Genomic DNA, 24,160 nt, shown 5'->3' with positions numbered 1-24,160 from the left:
ATGACTGACGAATTCTCGGTTGAAAGCGTCTATGCCGAACTCCTGGGCCGTGCCCCGGAGAATAAAATGGAACCTCGCCTGGCTCCGTTGTTCCGTGCCATGGATGTCCTGGGGGAGCCGAACAAGGCTTTCCCGATCATCCACATCACCGGCACCAACGGCAAAACGTCCACGGCACGCATGATCGAGGCCGGACTGCGTGCCCACGGGCTGAGCACGGGCCGTTACACCAGCCCGCACCTGTCCAAGGTGACTGAGCGCATCAGCATTGACGGAGAGCCTGTACCGGATGCGACGTTCGTGCGTATCTGGGACGAAATCCGCCCCTACCTGGAGATCGTGGACAGCGAGCTCGTCGCCGACGACCAACCGCGGCTGACCTACTTCGAGTGCCTGACTATTCTTGGCTTCGCGGTGTTCGCCGATCAGCCTGTTGATGTTGCCGTCATGGAAGTCGGCTTGGGAGGCATCACCGATGCCACCAACGTTGGCGATGGCCAGGTCTCAGTCATCACACCGATTTCGCTGGACCACACGGATCTTCTAGGCGACACCACCGAGGACATCGCCTACGAGAAATCAGGCATCATCAAACCGGGCGGCTTCCTGGTCAGTGCAGCTCAACCCGTTGACGCTGCGCAGGTCCTGTTGGAGAAAGCCCGTGAAGTTGACGTGCCGTTCCGTTTTGAGGGCGTCGAATTCGGTGTCGAGTCCCGCAGCGTCGCTGTGGGCGGCCAGGTTCTGACCATTCAGGGCCTCGCCGGCCGCTACGAGGACCTTCTGTTGCCACTTCATGGTGCCCACCAAGCCGAAAACGCCGCCTTAGCTGTCGCGGCTTTGGAAGCGTTCTTCGGTGGGGGAGAGAAAGAGCTCGATGCCGAGGTGCTCAAAGAAGCCTTTGGCAACGTGACTTCGCCCGGCCGGCTCGAAGTTGTGCGCACTGCGCCCACGGTTGTGGTTGATGCTGCACACAACCCAGACGGCATCCGGGTCTCCTCAGAGGCCATCCAGGAAGCCTTCAGCTTCAGCAAGCTGGTGGTTGTGGTGGGCGTCCTGCGGGAGAAGGACGCTGAGGAGATCCTCAAGACCCTCAAGGAATCGCTGGGAGGCCTGGCCGAGGAATTCTGCTTCACCCAATCCAACTCGGCGCGTGCCGTTCCGGCAGCGGAACTTGCCGAACTCGCCGTCGACCTCGGCTTCGGCGAGGACAACGTCCACATCGCGGAGAAGTTGGACGACGCCCTGGAATGGGCTGTGGAGCGCGCCGAATCCAACGATGACCTGGCAGGCGGCGTCCTGGTAACGGGTTCCATCACCGTGGTGGCCGAGGCGCGGATCCTGCTCGGAAAGGCGAGTGCCTAGCATGGCGAAAATGACCAAGGCGCAGCGCGAATGGCGGCCCGGCATGCCAAAGAAGCGGCGATCCACCAAGGTGATGTTCGCTTCCACCGTGCTCCTGCTTGAAGCCTTCGTCGCGTTCTTCGGCACGCTGGCAGTCTTCGGCCTGAGGCGTGGGGAAGTTGATCCCGGCATCATTCTTGGGGTGGGCATCGCACTGGCGGTGGTGCTGGTGTTGGCGTGCGCCGTACTGTCCAAGCCCTGGGGCATCGGGATTGGCTGGGGACTGCAGCTTGTGCTGATCCTGACGGGCTTCGCCGAGCCCACCATGTTCATTGTCGGAATCCTGTTTGCCATTTGCTGGTGGTACGGGATCAGGGCCGGTATACGGATTGACCGCGAGGTGGCCCAACGCGACCGCGAACAGGCGGAATGGGATGCAACCCACGGTGACCAGGCTGACCCGCAAACCCCGTAAACTGGCTGGGAAAACCACCGAACAACCACATTGGAGCAACTGTGAGCATTGAACGGACACTTGTCCTGGTCAAGCCCGACGGCGTCGCCCGCAACCTGGGTGGAAGCATCCTCGCCCGGATCGAAGCCAAGGGCTACACCTTGGCGGAGTTGAAGAAGGTCAACGCGACCCGCGAACTGCTGGAGCAGCACTACGAGGAACACGTGGGCAAGCCGTTCTACGAACCGCTGGTTGAGTTCATGCTCAGCGGACCGGTCATCGCTGCGGTCTTCGAAGGCCACCGCGTCATCGAAGGCTTCCGCTCGCTGGCCGGAACCACGGATCCGACGACGGCGGCGCCGGGCACCATCCGCGGCGACTTCGGCCGCGACTGGGGACTGGCAGTCCAGCAGAACCTCGTTCACGGCTCAGACTCGGTCGAATCCGCAGAGCGCGAGATCAAGATCTGGTTCGAGGGCTAATCAACCCCCGCCGGGATAACAGTTAAGGCCAATGTTCTTCGTGAACATTGGCCTTAACTGTTATCCCGGCGAGTGGACCTACGCCGTGGATGCCACGAAGAGGTGGATGAAGGAGAAGAAGATCGTGGCGATCACGGCGATGTACAGCAGGGCAACGATGATCCATCCCGATCCGGACAAAAACTTGACCAAGGCCGGCGGCGCCTTGATGACCCCGCTGGTGACGTTGCGGATGGTTACCCAGACAAACAAGGGGATCATGGCGGCCCACACCACCATGCAGAACGGGCACAGCACGTGAATGACGTAGAGGGCCTGCGACCACAGCCACACAACGAACGCGAAACCAAGGGTCACACCGGTTTGCAGGCCCAGCCAGTAACCCCGTGAATACCTGGCTCCGGCGAGGATGCCCATTGCCGTGGTGATGATGACAGCGAAAGCAACGATGCCGATGAACATATTGGGAAATCCGAACACCGAGCTTTGCGGTGTCTGCATCACTTCGCCGCAGGAGACAAACGGATTCACATCGCACACTGTCACGTGGTTGGGATCCTTGAGCACCTCAAGTTTCTCCAGCACCAGGATTCCGGACGCCAACCAGCCAACGACGCCGGTGATCAACAACAGCCATGCGAAAGGCTTGTCACGGACCGTATTGGGGAGGGAATCCTGCTGGGTGGAAATGTCCTCCACATGGCTTGTGGCTTTGTTGGCCAGGTTTTCCCTGGCGGTGCTTGGCATCGCGGATGTGATCCTTTTCGACAAATAGCCCGGCGGGCCGGGAAGGGCTCTTGGGAGGATTGTAACTCCGAAGGCTGGGCGCCGGCCCCAGCTTGTGCAGGGAGGCCCACGACACAGCGACCTACCCTGGGAATGTGCAGGGGTGTGAGAGAATGAACATGGCCGGGAGTCGATCCACATTCGAATTCCGGTCCGGTGACTTTGTTCCCAAGACCGCCAGTATGAGCTGGGCATGCCCGGATCGTGTGATCCTCGGTAGGCCCGCCATGACAATGGACGGCACCTGGTTGTGGCAGCAGAACAACGGGTTTCAGAATAAAGCCGCCGGCCTTCCAGGGCTGCCGCACCCCAATGCTGGTGCGAACCGGAAGGCATACTGCCGACTTCTGTCAACGCCTGCGGGTTTTGACAATATTTGCTCCACTGGGCGCCGGATGTGGCGGCGTCGCTGGGGCAGGAGTGTTGCCACATATGGATAATGACCAGGTTGTAGCCGTTAATGACGAGGCAGCTCCCGCGGAAACTGCGGAAGCGCCCAAGAAAGCCACCAGGACCCGGCGCAAGGCAGCGCCCAAAGTCGCCGCTGACGTAGAGGCACCTGCGGCCGAGGCCCCCGCCCCGGACGCAACCCCTGAGGCCGCCGCAACACCAGTGCGTCGCACCCGTTCCCGCAAAAAGGCAGAGCCTGCCGAGACCCTGCCCGGTTTGGGCGACGAAGCTACTGCTGTGGGCGAAGACACCGCCGCCCCCGAAGCCAAGCCCGAAGCTGCCGCCGAGCCGGCCCCCGAAAAGCCGGTCCGCCGTCGTCGTACCACCAAGCCCAAAACGGAAGCCGTAGAGGTACCCGTTGCCGCGGAAGCCCCGCAGGAAACTACGACGCCGGAAAATGGCTCCCGGCCAGAGGAAGCGGTGGCTGAGCTGACCACCGACGTTGCTGCCCAAAACCCGGAAACCGCGGCCACCGCAGAGGAACCTGCCGAAGAGGCTGCTCCCGCTGCGTCCACCTCGCTGTTCATGGAGCCGGTTTCCATCACGTCCATGATCTTCCAGGCCCCTGACCTCACCACGGTTCCCCGCGTCGCCGTGGTGGAGGAGAAGGCTGAGGAGCCCGAAGAAGAAACCGAAACCACCGCTGAAGGCGAGCTGGAAGACGCAGGTAGCCGCCGGCGTCGCAGGAGCCGCGGCCGCCGTGGTCGCCGTGGAACCGAGCGGGAAGAGAACGAGGCCGAGGACGGCACCGAGTCCGAGGACGACGAAGCGCCGGTAGTAGAAGCCCTCGAAGAAGGCGTCACGTCGCGGCGTAGGCGTCGTCGCCGTCGTGGAGACCAGGATCTTGAACTGACCGGCGGCTCGGACGACGATCCGCCCAACACAGTCACCCGTGTCCGTGCGCCCCGCCCCATCACGGAGACCGCCCCTTCCAACCGGGTTACCGGCGTCAAGGGCTCCACCAGGCTGGAGGCCAAGAAGCAGCGCCGCCGCGAGTCCCGTGAAACCGGACGCCGCCGCCAGGTCATCACCGAGGCCGAGTTCCTTGCCCGCCGTGAGTCGGTGGACCGCCAGATGATCGTCCGCCAGCGCGACGACAGAATACAGATCGGTGTACTGGAAGACGGTGTGCTGGCTGAGCACTTCGTGTCCAAGACCCAGCAGGACTCCCTGATCGGCAACGTGTACCTGGGCAAGGTCCAGAACGTGCTGCCGTCAATGGAAGCTGCGTTCGTGGACATCGGACGCGGCCGTAACGCCGTCCTGTACGCCGGAGAAGTCAACTGGGACGCAGTCAACCTTGAAGGCCAGCCGCGCCGGATCGAGAACGCCCTGAAATCCGGCGACTCCGTCCTGGTCCAGGTCACCAAGGACCCCGTGGGGCACAAAGGTGCCCGCCTCACCAGCCAGATCTCCCTGCCGGGCCGCTACCTGGTGTACGTACCCGGTGGTTCCATGACCGGCATCTCACGCAAGCTGCCCGACGTCGAGCGCAACCGCCTCAAGCGCATCCTGAAGGACCGCTTGCCGGAAAACGCCGGTGTCATTGTTCGCACAGCAGCTGAGGGTGCGTCCGAGGAAGAGCTCACCCACGACATCAACCGTCTGCGCGCCCAGTGGGAAGGCATCGAAGGACAGGCCTCGTCCACCAAGGTTCTGGCTCCGGAACTGCTCTACGGCGAACCTGACCTCACCATCAAAGTAGTCCGTGACGTCTTCAATGAGGACTTCTCCAAGCTGATCGTCTCCGGTGACGACGCCTGGGACACCATCGAGGCCTACGTGACTTACGTTGCCCCTGATCTGGTGGGACGCCTCGAAAAGTGGACCAAGGACCAGGACATCTTCGCTGCGTGGCGCATCGACGAGCAGATCCACAAGGCCTTGGAGCGGAAGGTCTTCCTCCCGTCCGGCGGCTCGTTGGTCATCGATCGCACCGAGGCCATGACCGTGGTTGACGTCAACACCGGCAAGTTCACCGGCAGTGGCGGAAACCTGGAAGAAACCGTCACCAAGAACAACCTTGAAGCGGCCGAAGAAGTTGTTCGCCAGCTTCGTCTGCGCGATATCGGCGGCATTATCGTCATCGACTTCATCGACATGGTCCTTGAATCCAACCGCGACCTCGTCCTCCGCCGCATGGTGGAGTGCCTCGGCCGGGACCGCACCAAGCACCAGGTGGCTGAAGTGACGTCGCTGGGCTTGGTCCAGATGACTCGTAAGCGCATGGGAACAGGCCTCCTTGAGGTCTTCGGTGAGCAGTGCGAGCACTGCGCTGGCCGGGGTGTCGTCACGCACGACGAGCCCGTTGAACACCGGCGCGCCAACGTGGTGGCTGCTGAACATCACCGCCCGCACACGGAAGCGCAGCAGCCAGCTGCGCGGACCGAACGCAAACGCCGCCGCGGCAAGGGCGGGGGACCTGCCATTGCCGAAGCTCCCGCGCAGGTCCACACGACCACGTCCGCCCCGGTCGCAGCATCCAGCACGGCTGAACCGCAGGATCCTGCCCGGATGGCAAAAGCCGAGGCAACCAGGGCCGCCCTGGCGACGATTGCCGCCGCAGCTCACGCCGCGCACCTGCACGACGACGAAGTTCACCGTGCAGAGGAGGAAGCGCGGGCGGCAGGCCGACACGAGTCAGACGCAAGCCCTGCATCCGGCACCGCCGCCAGCAGTGAAGCAGGCAGCGACGAAGCAGCAGTCCAGGAAGCAAGATCTACTCCCGTCCTGCGCTTCGGAGGGGAAGAGGTTGCCTTGCCGTTCGTTGAACACCACGAGGAACCGCAGGCAGCCAAGCCTGCCATGAGCCTGGATCTCCTGGCCGAAGCGTTCTCGCACCTCGGCGCGGCTCCGGCACCTGAGGAAGAAGCCGCGCGGGTTTCAGCCACAAAGGCAGAAGAGACCCCGAAGGCTGCTTCTCCGGCACGGACTGCTGAGGAAGATCCCGAGGCTGCTTCAGCCTCGCGTGGTCGTCGTGGTCGCCGTAATCGGAGTGCCAGCAGGGCCCAGGGCGCAGCCAATGAAACCAGCGTTGAGCACCACGAGGCGACTGCGTCGGCCACCCGGGGTTCGGCCCATGAGGCTAAGGCGCCTGTGGAACCGACCAAGAAGGCACCAAAGGATGAGCCCATCATCCTCGGCGTTGGAGTTCCTGCTTCCGAGCTCTAATCGCGGCGAACAAGTAAAAGGACCCTGCGCTATCTGCCAAACGGCGGGTAGTGCGGGGTCCTTTTGCGTCTGCACTGCAATCCACGCATGGGCTGCGTTCAGAGTCACATCCGGGCGTCGGCGTGGCCCGGTTCCCGTGGCGCGTCGCTTCCCGGCTACGCTTGGGGACTGACACGGGGTGCCGGGCGTTGGGCCAGGCTGAGATCCAAACCCGTTGAACCTGTCCGGTTAGCACCGGCGAAGGGATGTCCTCATGACTGCATCATCATATTCATCGGTGTACCCCCTCGACGCTCGGGCTTCGGGCCGTCCAATCCCACGCGTTCTGAGCATTGCCGGCTCGGACCCTTCAGGTGGCGCCGGAGTCCAAGCGGACCTGAAGAGCATCGCCGCATTCGGCGGGTATGGCATGGCTGCCATCACGGCGCTCACCGCGCAAAACACCAGGGGAGTCAGTGCCGTCCACGTCCCTCCCGCGCACTTCCTTCGCCAACAACTGGAAGCCATTAGTGGTGACATCACGATTGACGCCGTTAAGATCGGAATGCTCGGCGACGCCGCCGTCATCGATGAGGTCCGGGGCTGGCTCGAAGAGGTGAGTCCCGTCGTCGTGGTCCTTGATCCGGTGATGGTGGCCACCAGCGGTGACCGACTGCTGCGGGAGTCTGCTGAGAAGGCATTGCGTTCGCTGCTCCCTTTGGCCCACCTCATGACGCCGAACCTTCCGGAACTGGCCATGTTGCTGGGAGAGCCGGAGGCAAGAGACTGGGTTTCGGCGCTGGACCAGGGCAAGCGGTTGGCAGCCGAATACGGCAACACGGTCCTGGTCAAGGGCGGCCACCTGCCAGGGCCGGAGTGCCCCGATGCGCTGGTGAACACCAGCGGGCTGCTGTCCCAGGACGTGATCGAAGTGGCAGGTCCCAAGGTTGCCACGCGGAACAGCCACGGTACCGGGTGCTCCCTGTCTTCAGCTTTGGCAACAGTCCAGGCACGAACTGGTGACTGGGAAGTTTCGTTGCGGGAAGTCAAACCGTGGTTGCTGGGGGCATTGAAGGCCTCTGACGCCCTGCACGTGGGTCAAGGCAACGGACCCGTGAACCACTTCCACCACTTCCAGGTGGCATCCAAGCCGGGCGCTTTCGCGGCGGCGATGTGGAACGAAGCCGTTCCCGAACTCGAAGCGATTTACGGACTTCCGTTTATTCAAGGACTTCAATCCGGCGAGCTGCCGGAACGTGACTTCAATTACTACCTTGCCCAGGACGCCATCTATCTCAATGGGTATTCGAGGGTCCTTGCACGTGCGGGCGCTTTGGCCCCCACGGAGGAGGAACAACTGTTTTGGGCAAAGGCATCACAGCAGTGCCTGGAGGTTGAATCCGAGTTGCACAGGAACTGGTTGAGCACGCGGGAAGCCTCCACAGCAACCGGGCCGGTCACCAAGTCCTACGTGGACCATTTACTGGCAACATCCGCTGCCGGCAGCTACGCCGTGGTGCTGGCGGCGATCCTGCCCTGTTACTGGTTGTACGCGGAGGTGGGTCAGCAGCTTCATACGGCATATGTAGACGCCGGCGCGCCTGCGGACCATGCCTATGCGGACTGGTTGAAGACCTACGCCGACGAGGATTTCGCCGCGGCAACACGGAAAGCGATCAACTTCACGGATGGTGCGGCCGTCGTGGCTTCCGGCACGGAGCGGGCTGCCATGATGGATGCTTTCATTCAGTCATGCCGCTACGAGACCGCGTTCTTCGATGCTCCGAGGCTGTTTGCGCAGGCTTCGTTCACCGGAGCCCAGTAGCTTTCCACCCACGCACTTGAGGCCGATTGGGGCGACACGTCCGCGCGTCGTTGGCTGGATCGCGTTAATCTCGCCCAAACCCTGTAGGCTGTATGGGCACGGTGCCGGGAGAGTCCGTTACAACTGGTGATGCAAGTCACGAGGTAGCCTCCGGACCCGGCCTCATTTGCAGCTGAAGGTCAAACTAGCGTAATCTTGATCTTCGGTGCTTACGCCAACACTTGGGTTATGCCCCTTGGAATTGTTCATGGGATGACTCGCGGACTTCGATCAGAGGTCCACGGCGTTGAGGCACAGCGCGAACCAGGGCTGATTCCGGTTCAAGGTTCCGCACGCAAATTTTGTAATAAACGTCGAGAGAAGTGAGTACCCAAGTGGTGTACGCGATTGTCCGCGCAGGCGGCCGCCAAGAAAAAGTTTCCGTTGGAGACTACGTAACGCTGAACCGCGTCCCCGGTGGAGCCGGTAGCACGCTTGAGCTGCCCGCATTGCTCCTGGTTGACGGCGAGAAGGTCACCTCCGCAGCTGCGGAACTGGCCAACGTCAAGGTCACGGCTGAGATCCTCGAGGACCTCCGTGGTCCGAAGATCGTCATCCAGAAGTTCAAGAACAAGACCGGCTACCGGAAGCGTCAGGGTCACCGTCAGGAACTGACCAAGATCAAGATCACCAGCATCGCGTAACTTTCGTTACCCGCTGTTCAGGTTTTTCAGTTTCCCCAGAAATTTAGAGGCAGGCATTTCACATGGCACACAAAAAAGGCGCGAGTTCCACTCGCAACGGTCGTGACTCCAACGCTCAGTACTTGGGCGTCAAGCGTTTCGGTGGTCAGGTAGTTTCCGCTGGCGAGATCATCGTTCGCCAGCGTGGAACCCACTTCCACCCCGGTGCAGGCGTCGGTCGCGGTGGCGACGACACCCTGTTCGCACTGCAGGCCGGTGCGGTTGAGTTTGGTACTCGCCGCGGCCGTCGCGTAGTGAACATTGTTGCTGCTGCAGCTGCAGAGTAACAACAAGTTCTGAACCGGTGGAGCGGGCCAAACGGCCCGCTCCACCGTTCTTTTAACCGCATTACAATCGACTAGGGCGCTTTAGCGCGCTGGTTTTTGCAACAACGCTGGCAACAGCAACAAACGCTGTAAGACAGCAACTGAGGAGATTCACGTGGCGAGCTTTGTAGACCGGGTAGTCCTGCACGTATCCGGCGGAACCGGCGGCCACGGCTGTGTCTCTGTCAAGCGGGAAAAGTTCAAGCCGCTCGGTGGCCCCGACGGTGGCAACGGTGGCAACGGTGGCGATGTCATCCTGCGCGTATCTGCGCAGACCACAACCTTGCTTGATTACCATCACGCTCCCCACCGCCATGCCACCAATGGTGGCCCCGGCATGGGTGACTGGCGTGGTGGCAAGAACGGTGAAACCCTGATTCTTCCCGTGCCCGATGGCACCGTGGTCAAGACCAAGGACGGCGAAGTCCTCGCCGACCTTGTCGGCGAGGGTACTGAGTACATCGCAGCTGCCGGCGGACAGGGCGGCCTCGGCAACGCATCCCTCTCATCGCAGAAGCGTCGGGCTCCAGGCTTTGCCCTGCTCGGCATCGAAGGTGAGTCCAGCGACATCGTCCTGGAACTGAAGTCCATCGCAGATATCGCCCTGGTTGGTTTCCCTTCTGCCGGTAAGTCGAGCCTCATTGCAGCCATGTCTGCTGCCCGGCCCAAGATTGCCGACTACCCTTTCACTACCCTTATTCCCAACCTCGGTGTGGTGCAGGCCGGCGATGTCCGCTTCACTATCGCCGACGTTCCCGGCCTGATCGAAGGCGCCAGCGAAGGCAAGGGCTTGGGCCACAACTTCCTGCGTCACGTAGAGCGCTGTGCTGCCCTGGTTCACGTCCTCGATTGTGGAACCCTTGAATCTGACCGGGATCCTCTGTCCGACCTCGCCATCATTGAGGCCGAACTGGAGAAGTACGCCGTCGACATGAGCTACGCCGGTGTTGACGGCGAAGTTGTGCCCCTGAACGAGCGGCCCAAGCTGGTAGTCCTCAACAAGGTGGATCTTCCCGACGGCAAGGACATGGCCGAATTCGTCCGTCCGGACCTCGAAGCCCGTGGCTACCGCGTTTTTGAAGTGTCGGCAACCAGCCACGAAGGGTTGCGTCAGCTAGGCTTTGCCATGGCTGAGATAGTCCAGGCAGCTCGTGACGCCGTTCAGGCCACGCCTCCCAAGGTGACTGCTCCCGTCCTCCGGCCGCGTGCCGTCAATGAGTCCGGCTTCAAGATCCGCCGCGAGGAGAAAAACCTTGAGCCGCTGTTCCGCGTGTTGGGCGAAAAGCCCGTGCGCTGGGTCAAGCAAACTGACTTCACCAACGAGGAAGCCATTGGCTATCTCGCCGACCGCCTTGCCAAGCTCGGTGTTGAAACCGAGCTCTTCAAGGTTGGCGCCAAGCCTGGCGACACCGTGGTCATCGGTGAAGACGACGGCGTCGTGTTCGATTGGGAGCCCACCATGATGGCTGGCGCCGAGCTCCTGGCGACCCCCCGCGGTACCGACATTCGCGTCGCGGACATCGGCGACCGCCCCACGCGTTCACAAAAGCGCGACGAGCAGATCGAGCGCCGCGAAGCGAAGGCCGCCGCGAGGGCTGAGCTTGAAGCTGAACGCAAGGCTGGCATCTGGACTGAATCAGTCAGTGGTCGCCGTGCCCAGGCAGTCAAGGAAAGCCATCTGGATTCCGGTGATGACGACTAGGACTATCGACGCTCCGGACATAGCCGAGGGACTTGAGCGCCAGGCCCTGGCCACCGCCAAGCGGATTGTTGTCAAAGTGGGGTCCTCCTCACTGACCAGCATCAAGGGGGGCATCTCCGAAAAGTCCCTCACCGGCCTGGTCAATGCCCTGGCCGAGAAGCGCAATTCCGGGACAGAAATTATCCTTGTGTCCTCCGGTGCCATCGCTGCAGGACTTGCCCCTTTGGGCCTCGCCAAGCGCCCCAAGGACCTGGCCACGCAGCAGGCGGCCGCCAGTGTAGGGCAGGGACTCCTGATGGCACGCTATACCCAGGCTTTCAGCGCCCACGGTGTAACGGTCAGCCAGGTCCTGTTGACCGCCGATGACCTGATGCGCCGGACCCAGCACACAAATGCCTTCCGGGCACTGAACAGGCTGTTGAACCTCGGCGTCGTTCCGGTGGTCAACGAGAACGACACCGTGGCCACGCATGAAATCCGCTTCGGTGACAACGATCGTCTCGCTGCCTTGGTGGCGCACTTGGTTCGCGCCGATGCGCTGGTGCTGCTGTCCGACGTCGACGCCCTCTACGACGGCCCGCCGTCCCAAGGCGCCCAACGCATTCCGCTGGTCCGTGGTCCGCAGGACCTGGAGGACGTGACCATTGGCAAGGCGGGTAAGGCCGGCGTTGGAACGGGCGGCATGATGACCAAGGTGGAAGCGGCGTCAATTGCTGCCGGCTCGGGTATCCATGCACTGGTCACATCCACGCCCAACGCTGCGGCGGCTTTGGCTGGTGAGGACGTGGGAACGTGGTTCGCCGTGAACGGCAGTCGCAAGCCGGTCCGACTCCTGTGGCTGGCACACTTGGCCACTGTCCACGGTCGTTTAATACTCGACGACGGCGCGGTGAAAGCCGTGCGCGACCGGCACAGGTCACTCCTTCCCGCAGGCATTTCGGACATCAGCGGTGATTTTGAAGCCGGGGATCCCGTTGAGATGGTTGCCCATGATGGCACGGTGGTTGCACGAGGCTTGGTGAACTACTCTTCGGAGGAACTCCCGCGCATGTTGGGCCGTACAACGCAGGAGCTCGGCCAGGCCATGGGCCGCGGCTATGACCGCGAAGTTGTTCATGTTGACGATCTGGTGCTCCTGAGGGCGCCACGCTCATCTAAACTTGGAGCATGACTGAAGCGCTGACCCCTGACGCCCCTGTGATCTCCGACGTATCCGGTGCCGCCGGCCAGACGCCGGAGAACCCTGCAGCCGGTGTCCCGTTGTCACCGGAAGACGTCCAGGCAGCCGTTCACGCCATCGCGGACCGTTCCCGTAAAGCTGCCCGCCGTATGGGACAAGCAAACCGTGCATGGAAAGACCGTGCATTGCGTGCCATCGGAACTGCCTTGGTGGAGAACCGCAAGCACGTGTTGGAGGCCAACGCCAAGGATGTAGCCGTGGGTCGCGCCAACGGCACGTCAGCGGCACTGCTCGACCGTTTGACCCTGACCCCTGCCCGCATAGACGGTTTGGTTGCTGCCTTGGAGAACCTGGCAGGTCTGCCCGACCCCGTGGGAAACGTGGTCCGTGGACAGACACTGCCCAATGGACTGCGCTTGCGCCAAGTGAACGTCCCCATGGGTGTTGTGGCCGCCATTTATGAGGCCCGCCCGAATGTCACGGTGGACATCGCAGGCTTGGCACTCAAGAGCGGGAACGCAGTAATCCTCAGGGGAGGTTCCGCCGCCGCGAACACCAACGAGGCACTGGTTCGGATCCTTCGCGAAGCGCTGGATTCCGTCGGCCTGCCCGCGGATGCTGTGCAAACTGTGGACCAGTACGGTCGTGAAGGTGCCAACGTACTGATGCGCGCCCGCGGCCGGGTAGATGTCCTCATTCCCCGCGGCGGGCGGGATCTCATTCAGACTGTTGTGACGAACTCCTCAGTACCGGTCATTGAGACCGGCGAAGGCAATGTCCATATCTTCATCGACGAATCCGCGAATGAAGAGATGGCCGTGGAAATCCTCCTCAACGCCAAGACGCAGCGCCCCAGCGTCTGCAACACAGTTGAAACCCTGCTGGTGCACTCCGGCGCCACGGTGCTCCCTGCCGTCGCCAAGGCACTGCGCTCAGCCGGCGTCACCCTCCACGTGGATGAGCGCATCGCTTCTGCCTTGGGTAAAGACATTGAAACTGTGCCCGCTGACGATGACGATTGGGCCACCGAATACATGGACCTTGATCTCGCGGTCGCCATGGTGGACAGCCTGGATGAAGCCGTCAACCACATCCGCACTTGGACCACCGGTCACACCGAAGCGATCCTCACGAACAACCTGGCCAACGCCGAGAAGTTCATTGCGGACATTGATTCTGCTGCCGTAATCGTCAATGCCTCCACCCGGTTCACTGACGGAGGAGAGCTCGGCCTCGGAGCCGAAGTAGGTATTTCCACCCAGAAGTTGCACGCCCGGGGTCCCATGGGCCTCACGGAGCTGACCACCACCAAGTGGATCGTCCAGGGCGAGGGCCAGATCCGCGCCTAGCAACGCGGTAACATAGAACAGAAGTCCGGAACGGTGGGTAGTCCCGCCGTCGAAAATCCTTTGAGAACCAATAGGGGAGAAGATGCTGTTTCAGCAGATCGCCACGTCCATTGCCGCCCAAACTGAAGGCGGCCACGAGGAACTCGCTCCGCTGTGGGCCGAGCCGTGGGTTTTCGGCGTAGTGATGTTCGCCCTCATGCTGGTTCTCCTGTTTGTTACCCTCTCCTACACCAACCTTGGCAACCGTCACGAGGCCGTGGAAGAGCACGCCGATCCGCACCGCCAGCACCCGAACAAGCACACCCACGGCCAAGGCCACTAACATTATCGCCGCAACACCGCGTGGGGAGGCGGGGCGCAGGCTCCGGCTGGGCGTGATGGGTGGAACATTTGATCCCATTCATCACGGCCACCTTGTTGCTGCCAGTGAAGTCGCAGCCAAGTTCGGCCTTGATGAAGTGGTTTTCGTGCCCACGGGCCAGCCTTGGCAGAAGTCACACAAGCTGGTCAGCAGGCCTGAACACCGTTACCTGATGACCGTCATCGCCACGGCCTCCAATCCAAGGTTCACAGTAAGCCGGGTGGATGTTGATCGGCCGGGGCCGACGTTCACCATCGACACCCTCCGCGATCTCCGTGCAGAGCGTCCTGACGCTGACCTGTTCTTCATCACGGGTGCAGATGCCTTGGCGCAGATCCTTTCGTGGAAGGACGTTGACGAATTGTGGTCCTTGGCCCATTTCGTCGGCGTGACCCGTCCCGGCCATGAACTGCACGACATGGGCAGGGACGACGTCAGCCTGTTGGAAGTTCCCGCCATGGCCATCTCCTCCACGGATTGCCGGACCCGCGTTGGGGCCGGAAACCCTGTCTGGTACCTCGTGCCTGACGGAGTGGTGCAGTACATCGCAAAATATGGACTGTATGCGGCACCTGCCAACGCAGCGGACCTGACACCCGCATTGTCCGGATCAGACGACCAAGCACGTACTGAATGAGTTTTGAATGAGCAGCCAGGACCAGCGACCCATCCGCAGCAGGCGTGAACTTCGCCGTGCCCGGGAGGAAAACCCCGAGGCCCAGCAAGTTGATACGTCCGCGCCTGCGGACCTAGAAAACTCTCCTCACGCCGACCGCCCGAACGGACGCAATCGTCGTGCCGCCGATGTCCCCGTGGACGCCGTGGGACCGGCAGCCCAGGAACGCTCATCCCAAATCCGGGCCCGCGATCGTGCCGCATTGCGCACTATCAAGGAGCTGGCGGACAAGGAGTCACAGTTGTCGGGTGGGGGCCCGCCCACGCGCCGCCAGCTGCGCCTCCAGCAGCTGCAGGCCGAAGTTGCAACCTCCATGAATCCCATTGTTCCCGCGCCCGCGGCAAAGAACGTGGGGCAGCCCGAGGGTGCCAAGTCTTCCAAACCCGAGTCTTCCAAACCGGACTCTTCCAAGCCGGAGGCTGCTGACAAGGCTTCGACGGAGAAGGCCCCGGGCGCTCCGAAGCCCACAACGGACGGTGAGGGAAGCAGCAAGGGTCCTGCGGAGTCCGAAATGTCCGTAGAGCAGGCGCTTGCAGTACGCCAGCTGATCGCCGCGCAGGTGGAAAACCAGACGGCCAAGCTGGAACACATTGCCGAGCAGGACCCCTTGGCCGTAGATCCTGAGGTCCTGGCGCAGCAGATCGCCCTTGCCGAGCGTGCTGCCGTCCTGAACAAACGCGCCGCCGCCAAGCAGAAGCTTGCCGAGAAGACGCAGGCAGAATCCGGAAAAAACACGTCGGAACCATCCAAAAATGCGTCGGGTTCCGGGGGCGACGGGAAGTCGCCGGGCGCTACGATGGGTCCTTCCACGGCTAACAATCTCGCGATGGTGACTCCCTTGGAGTTCGTCAAGATGCCGGGGATCGAACGGCCTGTCATGAAGCGCCCGAGCACCACATTTGTACCGCTGATTACGTCTGCGGGACCCAAGCTCGACGCCGGACCAGCTCAGGCAAAAAAGCCGGGAGCACGCGGCCGGGCCGGTGTTCTTGCCCGCGCAGAAGCAGTCGCGAAGTCAGTCGGCAAACGTCCTGTCACCGCCGCGGAGCCCAGCCAAGAGACCCAGCGCCCACCGGTTTCGGCCAGCGCGGCGTATGGCCTTGACCCCTTGGATGCCAACACCGCCGGTTTGGCGCGGGCGCAACGGAACAGGTTGCTGCAATTTGGCGTCCTCGGGTTGGGCCTCGTGGCACTCATAGTCGGCATCATCATGATCACCAGCGGCTAATTCCGCTGAACAATGGCTCACGCCAAACATAGGCCACTGGCCACAACAAGGAGTACCCGTGTCTGCACATGAACAATCCATCACCCTCGCCCGTCACGCTGCGCGTGCCGCGGCAGACAAGCTTGCTGAGGACATTGTCGCCCTGGACGTCAGCGAGCGTTTGGCGCTCACTGATGTCTTCCTGATTGCTTCCGCTCCCACCGAGCGCCAAGTCAACGCCATTGTTGACGGCATCGAGGAAGAACTGATGAAGCAGGACCTTCGTCCCGTGCGCCGCGAGGGCCGCTCTGAAGGCCGTTGGGTTCTCTTGGACTACGCAGACATCGTGATCCACGTCCAGCACGCCGAGGATCGTGTCTTCTACGCTTTGGAGCGCCTCTGGAAGGATTGCCCCGTAGTGGACCTCGAATTGGGCGACGACGCTTCTGCGAAGGCCGTTTCGGCGGAAGATTCCGAGCTCTAGGACCAGCCATCAGCCGAAATATGTCCGATTTGGAATTTTCAGAAATGCTGTTCTAAGATATTTGAGTTGCTTCGGCGCGTATGGTCCAAAAAACCAGACGCGAAGCAGCAAGAATATGGGGCTGTGGCGCAGCTGGTAGCGCACCTGCATGGCATGCAGGGGGTCAGGGGTTCGAGTCCCCTCAGCTCCACCACCAAGGTCCTGTCTACTTCATGAATTGTATGGAGTAGGCAGGGCCTTTTTTCGTGTTTGGAGGCAGCCGTTTGGTGAAGTCGTGGCTATTTGGACCGTCCCGGGCGTAATGCCGGCAGCATGAACTCCCACATCTGTTCGATTCTCAGCAGCACGTCTTCACGGGAGGCCAATACGTCGGAGACCATTTGAACGCCGGTAAACGATGCAATCAGGTACCTGGCGAAGGCGGCAGCGTCCAGCTCGGGACGTATGGCACCTTCGGCTGCAGCTTGCCCCAGCAGTTGCTCTACCGTGTTGATCCAGTCCTGGTAGGGACCGGAGACGTCTGCGTCGAAAGCGGAGGCTTCAAACGTGAGCCGAATGCCGCCTTGGACAACCGGTTCATCGAGCAGCTGTTGGCCGAACATCCGGCAGAGTCCTATGAGCCTGTCGAGGGCGGGTGCGCCTGAAGCCAGGATTTCGGCCCCTGCGGCTAAAACGATGGCGTGCTGCTCCTCGATGACAGCTAAAGCCAATTCCCGCTTTGACGTGAAGTGGAAGTAGAGCGCGCCCTTCGTCACGCCTGCACGCTTGGTGATGTCGGTGAGGCTGGCATTTCCATAGCCGATTTCCGCGAAGACCCGGGCAGCGCCTTCGATGACGGAAAGCCGGGTGTCTTTCGCACGTTGCTGCATGGGTGGCGGTTGGCCTCTCGGATCAGGCAGGAGACGGAGGACCGGGCCGCCGTCGAGACTCCACAACGCTACCATCGGCGGCTTGTGGGCCAGCCGGAACATAAACCGACTGAACGGTTTGGTTTTGCTCCGAAGAAAATCTAGACTTCAGGGGGAACCGCGCAGCTCTGGCGTTGGTTCCTGCGCGGCCGGTTTGGGGGGAGGTGCGGTGGAGCAATCCAGCGCACCTCGGCCGCGGATCGCCGTCAGTTGGACCGTAACGCGGCGTGATGCAGCTCATGTTCCGGCGATTTCGCTTCTCGTGGGATTGTGGTTAGTATTGACGAGTTGCTTCGACGGGAAGAGAAATTGAACCGCTTGTAGTCAGCAAAAATCCGGGGCTGTGGCGCAGCTGGTAGCGCACCTGCATGGCATGCAGGGGGTCAGGGGTTCGAGTCCCCTCAGCTCCACTTCGGAAGAAAGACCCCGCTCAATGAGCGGGGTCTTTCTGTTATTCGGCCCGTGGTCCCTCGGGACTATTGCGCTGGACGTGCGAATTCCGCGCCGCTGACGAACTCGACGCCTTGGAAGGGTTGGTCGCCCACCACATGGGCGTTGTGACCCGGTGGGATGGTGTAGGAGTCGCCGGCTGAAATGCTGATCTTGCCGCCGTCATTGGTTTCTACCTCCAAGTTGCCGGAAAGGCAGAACCCGACGTGGCTTAATTCGCAGGAGTCGGTGCCAACCACTGGCTTGATGCAGTCGGCCCAGGTCCACCCTGGTTCAAAAGTCATACGGCCGATTGTGTAATCTCCCACGGTGACGAGGTCCAGCACCGTCTTATCGGGGCGCCTCGTTTCGTCGGGAGAGTTGTGGGACTTTACTTCAAGGTTCGTGACAACATTGACACTCATGGCTTCTCACAGGGGAAGGGGAGCCCAAATGATGAGTGGATCCCGGTGCCTGGCTCCAAGGGTCGCCGTGACCTGTGCCTGCCACCCTGGTCTCCAACCGAAGGCATGACAGGTGTTTGCGTCGTGCAAGCACTAGGTTCCTCCCAAGCCACCCTAAAGTCGAGACAGTTAAGCATGAAAGTGAGAACCGCACCGTGACGGCAATGGATATTGAAGCGCTCTTGAGTACGTTGAGCAGGCTTCCCGACGTCGAAGCGGACAACCTGCAGGCCTTTGATGCCACAGACAGGCTCCTGTTGGACACGGCGGCGGATCTGCTGCGGCCCGATACGAAGGTGGTCGTCATCGGCGACCGCTATGGCGCGCTGACATTGGGCACCTTGGTTGGGCTCGGCGTCGGTGATGTAAGCGTTAGCCAAGACCTTTTCACTGGAAGGCTTGCGCTGAAACGCAATGCCGTGTCGATTGGCCTGGAAGGACGTTTCACCGAGTACGAACTGAACCGTGACTTGCTGGACGGCGCAGGCCTTGTGCTCTTGCAGTTGCCTAAATCTTTGGCTGAGTTGGAGGAAATCGCCGACGCCGTAGCACGGTTTGCTGCACCGGATGCGGTCTTGCTGGCCGGAGGTCGCGTGAAGCACATGTCCCTCGGCATGAATGAGGTCCTGACACGCTATTTCTCATCGGTCCAGCCGCAACGTGCCCGGCAGAAGTCCCGGGTCCTGGTGGCACGGGATTCCAAACCGACAGCCGGAGCGCGTCCCTTTCCTGTGGTGGAATCGTTGCCGGAGCTGGGAATCACGGTGTGCGCGCATGGTGCCGCTTTCTCCGGTGCCCGTCTGGACATAGGCACGCGCTACCTTCTGACGTTCCTAAACCGTATGCCGGCATCGACGTACGCCGTGGATCTGGGCTGCGGAACCGGTATTCTCGCCACCATGTATGCGCTTCGCCACCCGGATGCCCGCGTTGTCGCCACCGACCAGTCGGCGGCAGCCGTTGCCTCGGCCAAGGCTACTGCCGCTGCAAACGGGTTGGGGGAGCGGGTGGCAGTGATCCACGATGACGCCATGTCCACCCTTGAGCCGGGCAGCGCTGACATGATCTTGCTGAACCCGCCGTTCCACTTGGGAGCCAGTGTGCATGCCGGTGCTGCGCTCAAGATGTTTCAAGCGGCCGCCCGGGTTCTTGCCCCTGGGGGAGAGCTGTGGACGGTCTATAACAGCCATTTGCAGTACCGGGCCGCGCTGGAACGGATCATCGGGCCAACGGTTGAGGAAGGCCGGAATCCGAAGTTTACTGTGACTCGAAGCCGGAAGCGCTGAGGGCAACCGGATTTCCCGGGAGCAGCCATCAAGGCTCTGCCGGATGGCATCAGCGCGCTGGTCAGCAGCATCGTTACCAAGCCCTGACACCGGCGTCAGCGTGTGCTCGTATCCGAAGCGGCGGCGGTATCGTACGATTCAGACAAAGACCATCTTCAACGAAGTTCATCCCAATGACGAGGGGCATCAGTGACTGAGATCCGGCAGCCGACACCGAGGCGCGGAACCAACCTTCCCCGCATGGGGGACTTCAACCTGACCGTTATCCTGGAGGCGATCCGGCGGTCGTCGGGCGGTCTCAGCCGTGTTGAGCTGGCTCAGATCGTGGGCCTTTCCCCACAGACAATTTCGAATATCTCCCGCCGCCTCCTGGACCAGCAGCTGATAGTGGAGGCCGGTAAGGAAGGCTCGGGCCCCGGCAAGCCCAGGACCATTCTGCGCCTCAACCCAGCGGGTATGTACGCAGTGGGCGTGCATCTGGACCCGGCGGTCATCACCTTTGTCGTCCTCGACTTGTTGGGCGACGTCGTAAGGCATTCGCGGATGGCAACCCCCGGTGGTGACCCTGCCGACGTGATTACCAGCATCGCCGAACAGATCAATGTCCTTATCGAAGAGTCAGGCGTCGATGCTTCCAAGATCGCCGGGCTCGGTGTTGCGGTTCCGGGCCCGATCGACCTCGACGAGGGCTCCGTGGTGGAGCCGCCCCTCCTGACGCGATGGAACCGCGTGCGCATCCGCGAGGCGTTGGCCGAAGCCACCGGCATGGAAACGTTGGTGGACAAGGACGTCACTAGTGCCGCGGTGGCGGAAACCTGGGCTGGCGGTGCGAGTGGGGCCGGCAGTTTTGTGTTCATGTACATGGGAACAGGTATAGGCTGCGGCATTGTGCTCAATGACGAAGTAGTGCGCGGCACTTCGGGCAATGCCGGCGAAATCGGCCACATCGTGGTGGACCCTAACGGTCCGCAGTGTGATTGTGGATTGCATGGCTGCGTCAAGTCTTCCTGCATTCCACAGGTGCTGGTGGCCGAGGCCGAAGCCGCAGGTTTGCTTGAAGGGCACCGGGTGGGTGCGGACGGCCCCGAAGTCCAGGAACGCTATGCCGCGTTGTGCGACAAAGCAGATGCCGGTGACGCCAAAGCCATTGCCATCCTGGACAAGTCCGCCACGTTGGTGGCACGCGCCGTTTCCATAGTGACCAACACACTGGACGTGGAGCGCGTTGTCTTTGGCGGTCCATTCTGGGGGCGGATGTCCCCTTACTTCCTGGAACGGGTTCCGGATTTGCTGGACAAGAACAATGCTGCCCGTATGATCCATGACCTGGAAGTCGTGGGAACCGGTGTAGGTGAAGACGTTGGCGCCATTGGTGCCGCCTGCCTGGTTTTGGAGCATATGCTGGCTCCGCGCGCGCAAAGGCTCCTGCTGGAAGGTTAGTTCGAAGCAGGACAACTTAATATCCACAAGGCTAGGCCACGTCGCATGGGTGTCACGGTGAAGTATGGGGGCTGTAGCCACGTTCGACTGAATGGAGCAACATGCGCCGCCGTGTTAAGTTCGCTGCTGTTATCTCCGTCGCTGCCGTTCTAACGGCAGCGACGTCTTGTTCGCCCACACCTGAGGCTGCTGAGAGCAAAACCCTGAAGATCGTCTATCAGAAAACGGACTCTTTCACGGCCTTGGACACCGTCATGCAGGACGCCAAGAAGGAATTCGAAGCTTCCAACTCGGGTGTGACCGTGGACCTTCAGCCCATCCAGGCCAATGACGACGACTATGGGACCAAGCTCGCCCTGGCTCAGCGTTCCGCCGACACGGCGCCGGATGTTTTCTATGAGGACACCTTCAAGGTGCGGTCCGACGTCGACGCCGGTTACCTCCTCAAGCTGGACAGTTACCTTGAGAAGTGGGACGACTGGGGAGCGTTCAACGAAGCAGCCAAGGCAGCCGGCCGCGCGGATGACGGCGGCATTTATGCAGTGCCGCTAGGCACTGATACCCGGGCCATTTGGTATAACAAGTCCGTACTGCAGAAGGCGGGAATTTCGGTACCGTGGCAGCCGAAAACGTGGGACGAGATCCTGACGGCCGCGCGCGCCATGAAGGCCGCAGATCCCAACGTGATCCCGTTCAACATGTATGCAGGCAAGGGGACCGGCGAGGGTACGGTCATGCAGGGCTTCTACGAACTGCTCTACGGCACAGGCAGCAGCCTGTATGACGAGAACGAAAAGAAGTGGGTGGTGGGCTCCCAAGGGTTCACCGACTCGTTGGCGTTCTTGAAAACCCTTTATGACGAGAAGCTCGCCGTGAGCCCTGCCGAAGCCCTGGACGCGAACGTCTGGAAGAAGGTTTTTGGCGAGTGGTTCCCACAGGGCAAGCTTGGGGCAACTGTGGAAGGTTCCTACACGCCGTCGTTCTGGCAGAAAGGCGGCGCGTATGAGTGGGCCGGCTATGAGCAGGAAATGGGCGTAGCAATGTTCCCCACCCAGGAGGGACAGGACCCAGGTGGCGTGAGCATGTCCGGTGGCTGGACTCTGGCTGTGGGGGCGAAGAGCAAAAACCCTGAACTGGCCTTCCAGTTCCTCACCACAGCGCTGAACAAGAAGAACGCTCTGGCCTATGACATCAACAACTCCCAGATCGCTGTCCGCACCGATGTTGCATCGGAGCCTGAGTATCTGGCAGCCAACCCGTTCGTGAAGGACGTTTCAGACTTGGTGAAGGTGACGCATTACCGGCCGGCGACTGCCGATTACCCGAGGATCTCCACGGCCGTCCAAGTAGCTACTGAGTCCGTCATCACAGGTAAGCAGAGTCCTGAGGATGCCGCGGCTGAATACGATGCGACCGTCCGCAAGCTGGTAGGTGAGGACAAGGTACTGGAGAAATGAGAATGCGCCGCTTCCTGCGGCTGCTCCCCGTCGTCCCGTCCGTCCTCCTGCTCCTGTTGTTCCTGCTGGCTCCTGTCGCGTGGTCCTTTTACGCCTCGTTCACCGACGCCGCGTTGTCGGGGCGGGCGGCCAAAGACCCGCAGTGGGTGGGTGCGGAAAATTACGTCCGGATGTTCAGCGACGATTCTTTCCCTCTGGCGGCCTGGCTCACTGTTGTTTTCGTCGCCGCGTCGGCGGTGCTGGGACAGAATGTGTTGGGCTTGCTGGTTGCCCTGTTGATGACGCGTTCGCGCAGGGCAATGGCATCCTGGGTGGGGACCGCTGTGGTGGCGGCCTGGGTGCTTCCGGAGATCGTGGCTGCCTTTGCCGCATACGCCTACTTCAACCGTGAGGGAACACTCAACCAGGTAGTGGGAGCCTTCGGCGGTGTGGGCCCGGATTGGCTGTACTCATTTCCCCTTGTGGCAATCGTCCTGGCGAATACCTGGCGCGGAACGGCCTTCTCCATGTTGGTTTACCGGGCAGCGCTGGCTGACGTTCCCAGGGATATCGCAGAGGCGGCGCTCATGGATGGGGCACGAGGCTGGCAGCGGCTAGCATTCATCACGCTGCCGCTCATCCGGAGCAGTATCGCCACCAACCTGATGCTCATCACTCTTCAAACGTTGGCCGTGTTCACCCTCATATGGGTGATGACTGCCGGCGGCCCCGCGAATGCCAGTACCACGTTGCCGGTGTTGGCTTACCAAGAGGCATTCAAGTTCGGTGATATTGGCTACGGCACAGCTGTGGCGTCGGTGCTGATTTTGTTGGGCATGGTCTTCGGTGCGGTGTACGTGCGGCTGCTACGGGAGCAACGGCCATGACAACCAAAGCCAAGTTGGGCGCGGACATCGCCCTGACGGTCATCGGGATTTGTTTTGCTGCGCCGTTGCTCTGGTTGCTGTTGGCCGCCGTCGATCCCCAAGCCGGGTATCAGACCAAGGTTCCGTTGGCGCCGTCCATCGAGAACTTCAGCGCGGTGATGACTCCCGAGCTGTTGTTTCAACCCTTGGCAAACAGCTTCCTGTTGTCCGCGGGCACGGCTGTGGTGAATGTGCTTGCTGCTGTGCTTGCCGCCTACCCTTTGTCCAGGTATCAATCACGGTTCAACAAGCCCTTCATGTACACGGTCCTGTTCGGGACGTCGTTGCCCGTGACGGCCATCATGGTGCCTGTCTATGGCTTGTTTGTTCAGCTGCAGTTTTTGGATTCCATGGCTGCCACCATCTTCTTCATGGCAACTACCACGTTGCCCATGGCGATCTGGATGACAAAGAACTTCATGGATTCCGTTCCTCTCGAATTGGAGGAAGCGGCCTGGGTGGATGGGGCCTCCACCATGGCGGCCCTCCGTAGCATCGTCCTGCCGCTGATGAGGCAGGGGCTGGGAGTGGTGTTCATTTTCGTGTTCATCCAGGCATGGGGGAACTTCTTCGTCCCCTTCATCCTGTTGCTATCCACAGACAAACAACCGGCCGCCGTATCCATCTTCAGCTTCTTCGGCCAGCACGGCGCCATCGCTTACGGCCAGCTGGCCGCATTCTCCATCTTGTATTCGGTCCCTGTGCTGGTACTTTACGCGCTGGTATCCCGGGGCATGGGAAATTCGTTTGCCCTGTCTGGTGCGATGAAAGGTTAG

22 protein-coding genes, 2 tRNA genes and 1 riboswitch are annotated in these 24,160 nt (G+C 61.4%); of the genes, 21 read left to right on the top strand and 3 right to left on the bottom strand.

Features of this window, described 5'->3' with window-relative positions:
• From A477_RS0119710 to ndk, 3 genes are read left to right on the top strand one after another with little or no spacing between them, the layout of a single operon-like run.
• Positions 1-1,362: a bifunctional folylpolyglutamate synthase/dihydrofolate synthase gene (locus A477_RS0119710; RefSeq protein WP_017200585.1), complete on the top strand. Its 1,362-nt coding sequence runs from the start codon at positions 1-3 to the stop codon at positions 1,360-1,362.
• A 1-nt stretch (position 1,363) separates the two neighbouring features.
• Positions 1,364-1,816 carry a DUF4233 domain-containing protein gene (locus A477_RS0119705; RefSeq protein WP_017200584.1) on the top strand — a complete coding sequence of 151 codons (453 nt, stop codon included), beginning with the start codon at positions 1,364-1,366 and terminating at the stop codon, positions 1,814-1,816.
• Between the two features lie 41 nt (positions 1,817-1,857).
• Positions 1,858-2,277 (top strand): nucleoside-diphosphate kinase, encoded by a 420-nt coding sequence (gene ndk / locus A477_RS0119700; RefSeq protein WP_017200583.1) that lies wholly within the window; start codon positions 1,858-1,860, stop codon positions 2,275-2,277.
• Positions 2,278-2,355: 78 nt separating this feature from the next.
• Here the strand turns inward: ndk and A477_RS0119695 are convergent, their stop codons facing one another.
• Complete coding sequence (locus A477_RS0119695) at positions 2,356-3,024, bottom strand: vitamin K epoxide reductase family protein (protein ID WP_017200582.1); 669 nt, start codon at positions 3,022-3,024, stop codon at positions 2,356-2,358.
• A gap of 471 nt (positions 3,025-3,495) precedes the next feature.
• Here A477_RS0119695 and A477_RS0119690 point away from each other — a divergent pair, with 471 nt between their 5' ends.
• The 12 genes from A477_RS0119690 (at position 3,496) to A477_RS0119630 (ending at position 16,688) form a co-directional block, all read left to right on the top strand.
• Positions 3,496-6,684, top strand: a complete 3,189-nt coding sequence (locus tag A477_RS0119690; protein WP_026005786.1) for an Rne/Rng family ribonuclease — start codon at positions 3,496-3,498, stop codon at positions 6,682-6,684.
• 164 nt (positions 6,685-6,848) lie between these two features.
• A riboswitch (TPP riboswitch) is annotated at positions 6,849-6,947 on the top strand.
• Entirely contained in the window at positions 6,938-8,488 is a 1,551-nt protein-coding gene (thiD, locus tag A477_RS0119685) for a bifunctional hydroxymethylpyrimidine kinase/phosphomethylpyrimidine kinase (RefSeq protein WP_017200580.1), read from the top strand. Its footprint overlaps the riboswitch before it by 10 nt.
• A 374-nt stretch (positions 8,489-8,862) precedes the next feature.
• On the top strand, positions 8,863-9,171 hold the full coding sequence (rplU, locus tag A477_RS0119680; protein WP_024816904.1) for a 50S ribosomal protein L21: 309 nt from the start codon (positions 8,863-8,865) through the stop codon (positions 9,169-9,171).
• Positions 9,172-9,233: 62 nt separating this feature from the next.
• Positions 9,234-9,497: a 50S ribosomal protein L27 gene (gene rpmA, locus A477_RS0119675; protein ID WP_003803426.1), complete on the top strand. Its 264-nt coding sequence runs from the start codon at positions 9,234-9,236 to the stop codon at positions 9,495-9,497.
• Between the two features lie 154 nt (positions 9,498-9,651).
• The gene (obgE, locus tag A477_RS0119670) at positions 9,652-11,238 is read left to right on the top strand and encodes a GTPase ObgE (protein WP_017200579.1); all 1,587 of its coding nucleotides are present in this window, start codon (positions 9,652-9,654) and stop codon (positions 11,236-11,238) included.
• Entirely contained in the window at positions 11,228-12,409 is a 1,182-nt protein-coding gene (gene proB, locus A477_RS0119665; RefSeq protein ID WP_017200578.1) for a glutamate 5-kinase, read from the top strand. The genes obgE and proB overlap by 11 nt, the downstream gene beginning before the upstream one ends.
• On the top strand, positions 12,406-13,767 hold the full coding sequence (locus A477_RS0119660) for a glutamate-5-semialdehyde dehydrogenase (protein ID WP_017200577.1): 1,362 nt from the start codon (positions 12,406-12,408) through the stop codon (positions 13,765-13,767). The genes proB and A477_RS0119660 overlap by 4 nt, the downstream gene beginning before the upstream one ends.
• An 82-nt stretch (positions 13,768-13,849) precedes the next feature.
• Positions 13,850-14,089 carry a hypothetical protein gene (locus A477_RS0119655; RefSeq protein ID WP_017200576.1) on the top strand — a complete coding sequence of 80 codons (240 nt, stop codon included), beginning with the start codon at positions 13,850-13,852 and terminating at the stop codon, positions 14,087-14,089.
• Positions 14,090-14,144: 55 nt separating this feature from the next.
• A complete protein-coding gene (gene nadD, locus A477_RS0119650) occupies positions 14,145-14,765 on the top strand; it encodes a nicotinate-nucleotide adenylyltransferase (protein WP_011775039.1) in 621 nt (206 codons plus the stop codon).
• Positions 14,766-14,772: 7 nt separating this feature from the next.
• Positions 14,773-16,032 carry a hypothetical protein gene (locus A477_RS22590; protein ID WP_017200575.1) on the top strand — a complete coding sequence of 420 codons (1,260 nt, stop codon included), beginning with the start codon at positions 14,773-14,775 and terminating at the stop codon, positions 16,030-16,032.
• Positions 16,033-16,090: 58 nt separating this feature from the next.
• Positions 16,091-16,495, top strand: a complete 405-nt coding sequence (gene rsfS / locus A477_RS0119635) for a ribosome silencing factor (protein WP_017200574.1) — start codon at positions 16,091-16,093, stop codon at positions 16,493-16,495.
• 117 nt (positions 16,496-16,612) lie between these two features.
• Positions 16,613-16,688 (top strand) — tRNA-Ala (locus tag A477_RS0119630).
• Between the two features lie 85 nt (positions 16,689-16,773).
• On the opposite strand, the gene A477_RS0119625 is transcribed toward A477_RS0119630, so the two are convergent.
• Complete coding sequence (locus tag A477_RS0119625; RefSeq protein WP_026005784.1) at positions 16,774-17,364, bottom strand: ScbR family autoregulator-binding transcription factor; 591 nt, start codon at positions 17,362-17,364, stop codon at positions 16,774-16,776.
• Positions 17,365-17,740: 376 nt separating this feature from the next.
• On the opposite strand from A477_RS0119625, the gene A477_RS0119620 reads away from it, so the two are divergent.
• A tRNA-Ala gene (locus tag A477_RS0119620) sits at positions 17,741-17,813 on the top strand.
• A gap of 66 nt (positions 17,814-17,879) precedes the next feature.
• On the opposite strand, the gene A477_RS0119615 is transcribed toward A477_RS0119620, so the two are convergent.
• Positions 17,880-18,257: a cupin domain-containing protein gene (locus tag A477_RS0119615; protein WP_017200572.1), complete on the bottom strand. Its 378-nt coding sequence runs from the start codon at positions 18,255-18,257 to the stop codon at positions 17,880-17,882.
• A gap of 203 nt (positions 18,258-18,460) precedes the next feature.
• Here A477_RS0119615 and A477_RS0119610 point away from each other — a divergent pair, with 203 nt between their 5' ends.
• From A477_RS0119610 to A477_RS0119590, 5 genes are all read left to right on the top strand, one after another.
• Positions 18,461-19,582 (top strand): class I SAM-dependent methyltransferase, encoded by a 1,122-nt coding sequence (locus A477_RS0119610; RefSeq protein WP_192812029.1) that lies wholly within the window; start codon positions 18,461-18,463, stop codon positions 19,580-19,582.
• A gap of 189 nt (positions 19,583-19,771) precedes the next feature.
• A complete protein-coding gene (locus A477_RS0119605) occupies positions 19,772-21,022 on the top strand; it encodes an ROK family transcriptional regulator (protein ID WP_017200570.1) in 1,251 nt (416 codons plus the stop codon).
• Positions 21,023-21,123: 101 nt separating this feature from the next.
• Positions 21,124-22,479, top strand: a complete 1,356-nt coding sequence (locus A477_RS0119600) for an extracellular solute-binding protein (protein WP_017200569.1) — start codon at positions 21,124-21,126, stop codon at positions 22,477-22,479.
• Positions 22,476-23,345, top strand: coding sequence for a carbohydrate ABC transporter permease (locus A477_RS0119595; protein WP_017200568.1), 870 nt, complete (start codon positions 22,476-22,478; stop codon positions 23,343-23,345). Before A477_RS0119600 ends, A477_RS0119595 begins: the two co-directional genes overlap by 4 nt.
• Positions 23,342-24,160: a carbohydrate ABC transporter permease gene (locus tag A477_RS0119590; protein ID WP_017200567.1), complete on the top strand. Its 819-nt coding sequence runs from the start codon at positions 23,342-23,344 to the stop codon at positions 24,158-24,160. Before A477_RS0119595 ends, A477_RS0119590 begins: the two co-directional genes overlap by 4 nt.

It is taken from the genome of Arthrobacter sp. M2012083 (assembly GCF_000281065.1).
GTDB lineage: Bacteria > Actinomycetota > Actinomycetes > Actinomycetales > Micrococcaceae > Arthrobacter.
Note: the sequence above shows the minus strand (reverse complement) of the source record. Positions and strands in the feature narration are given on the sequence as shown.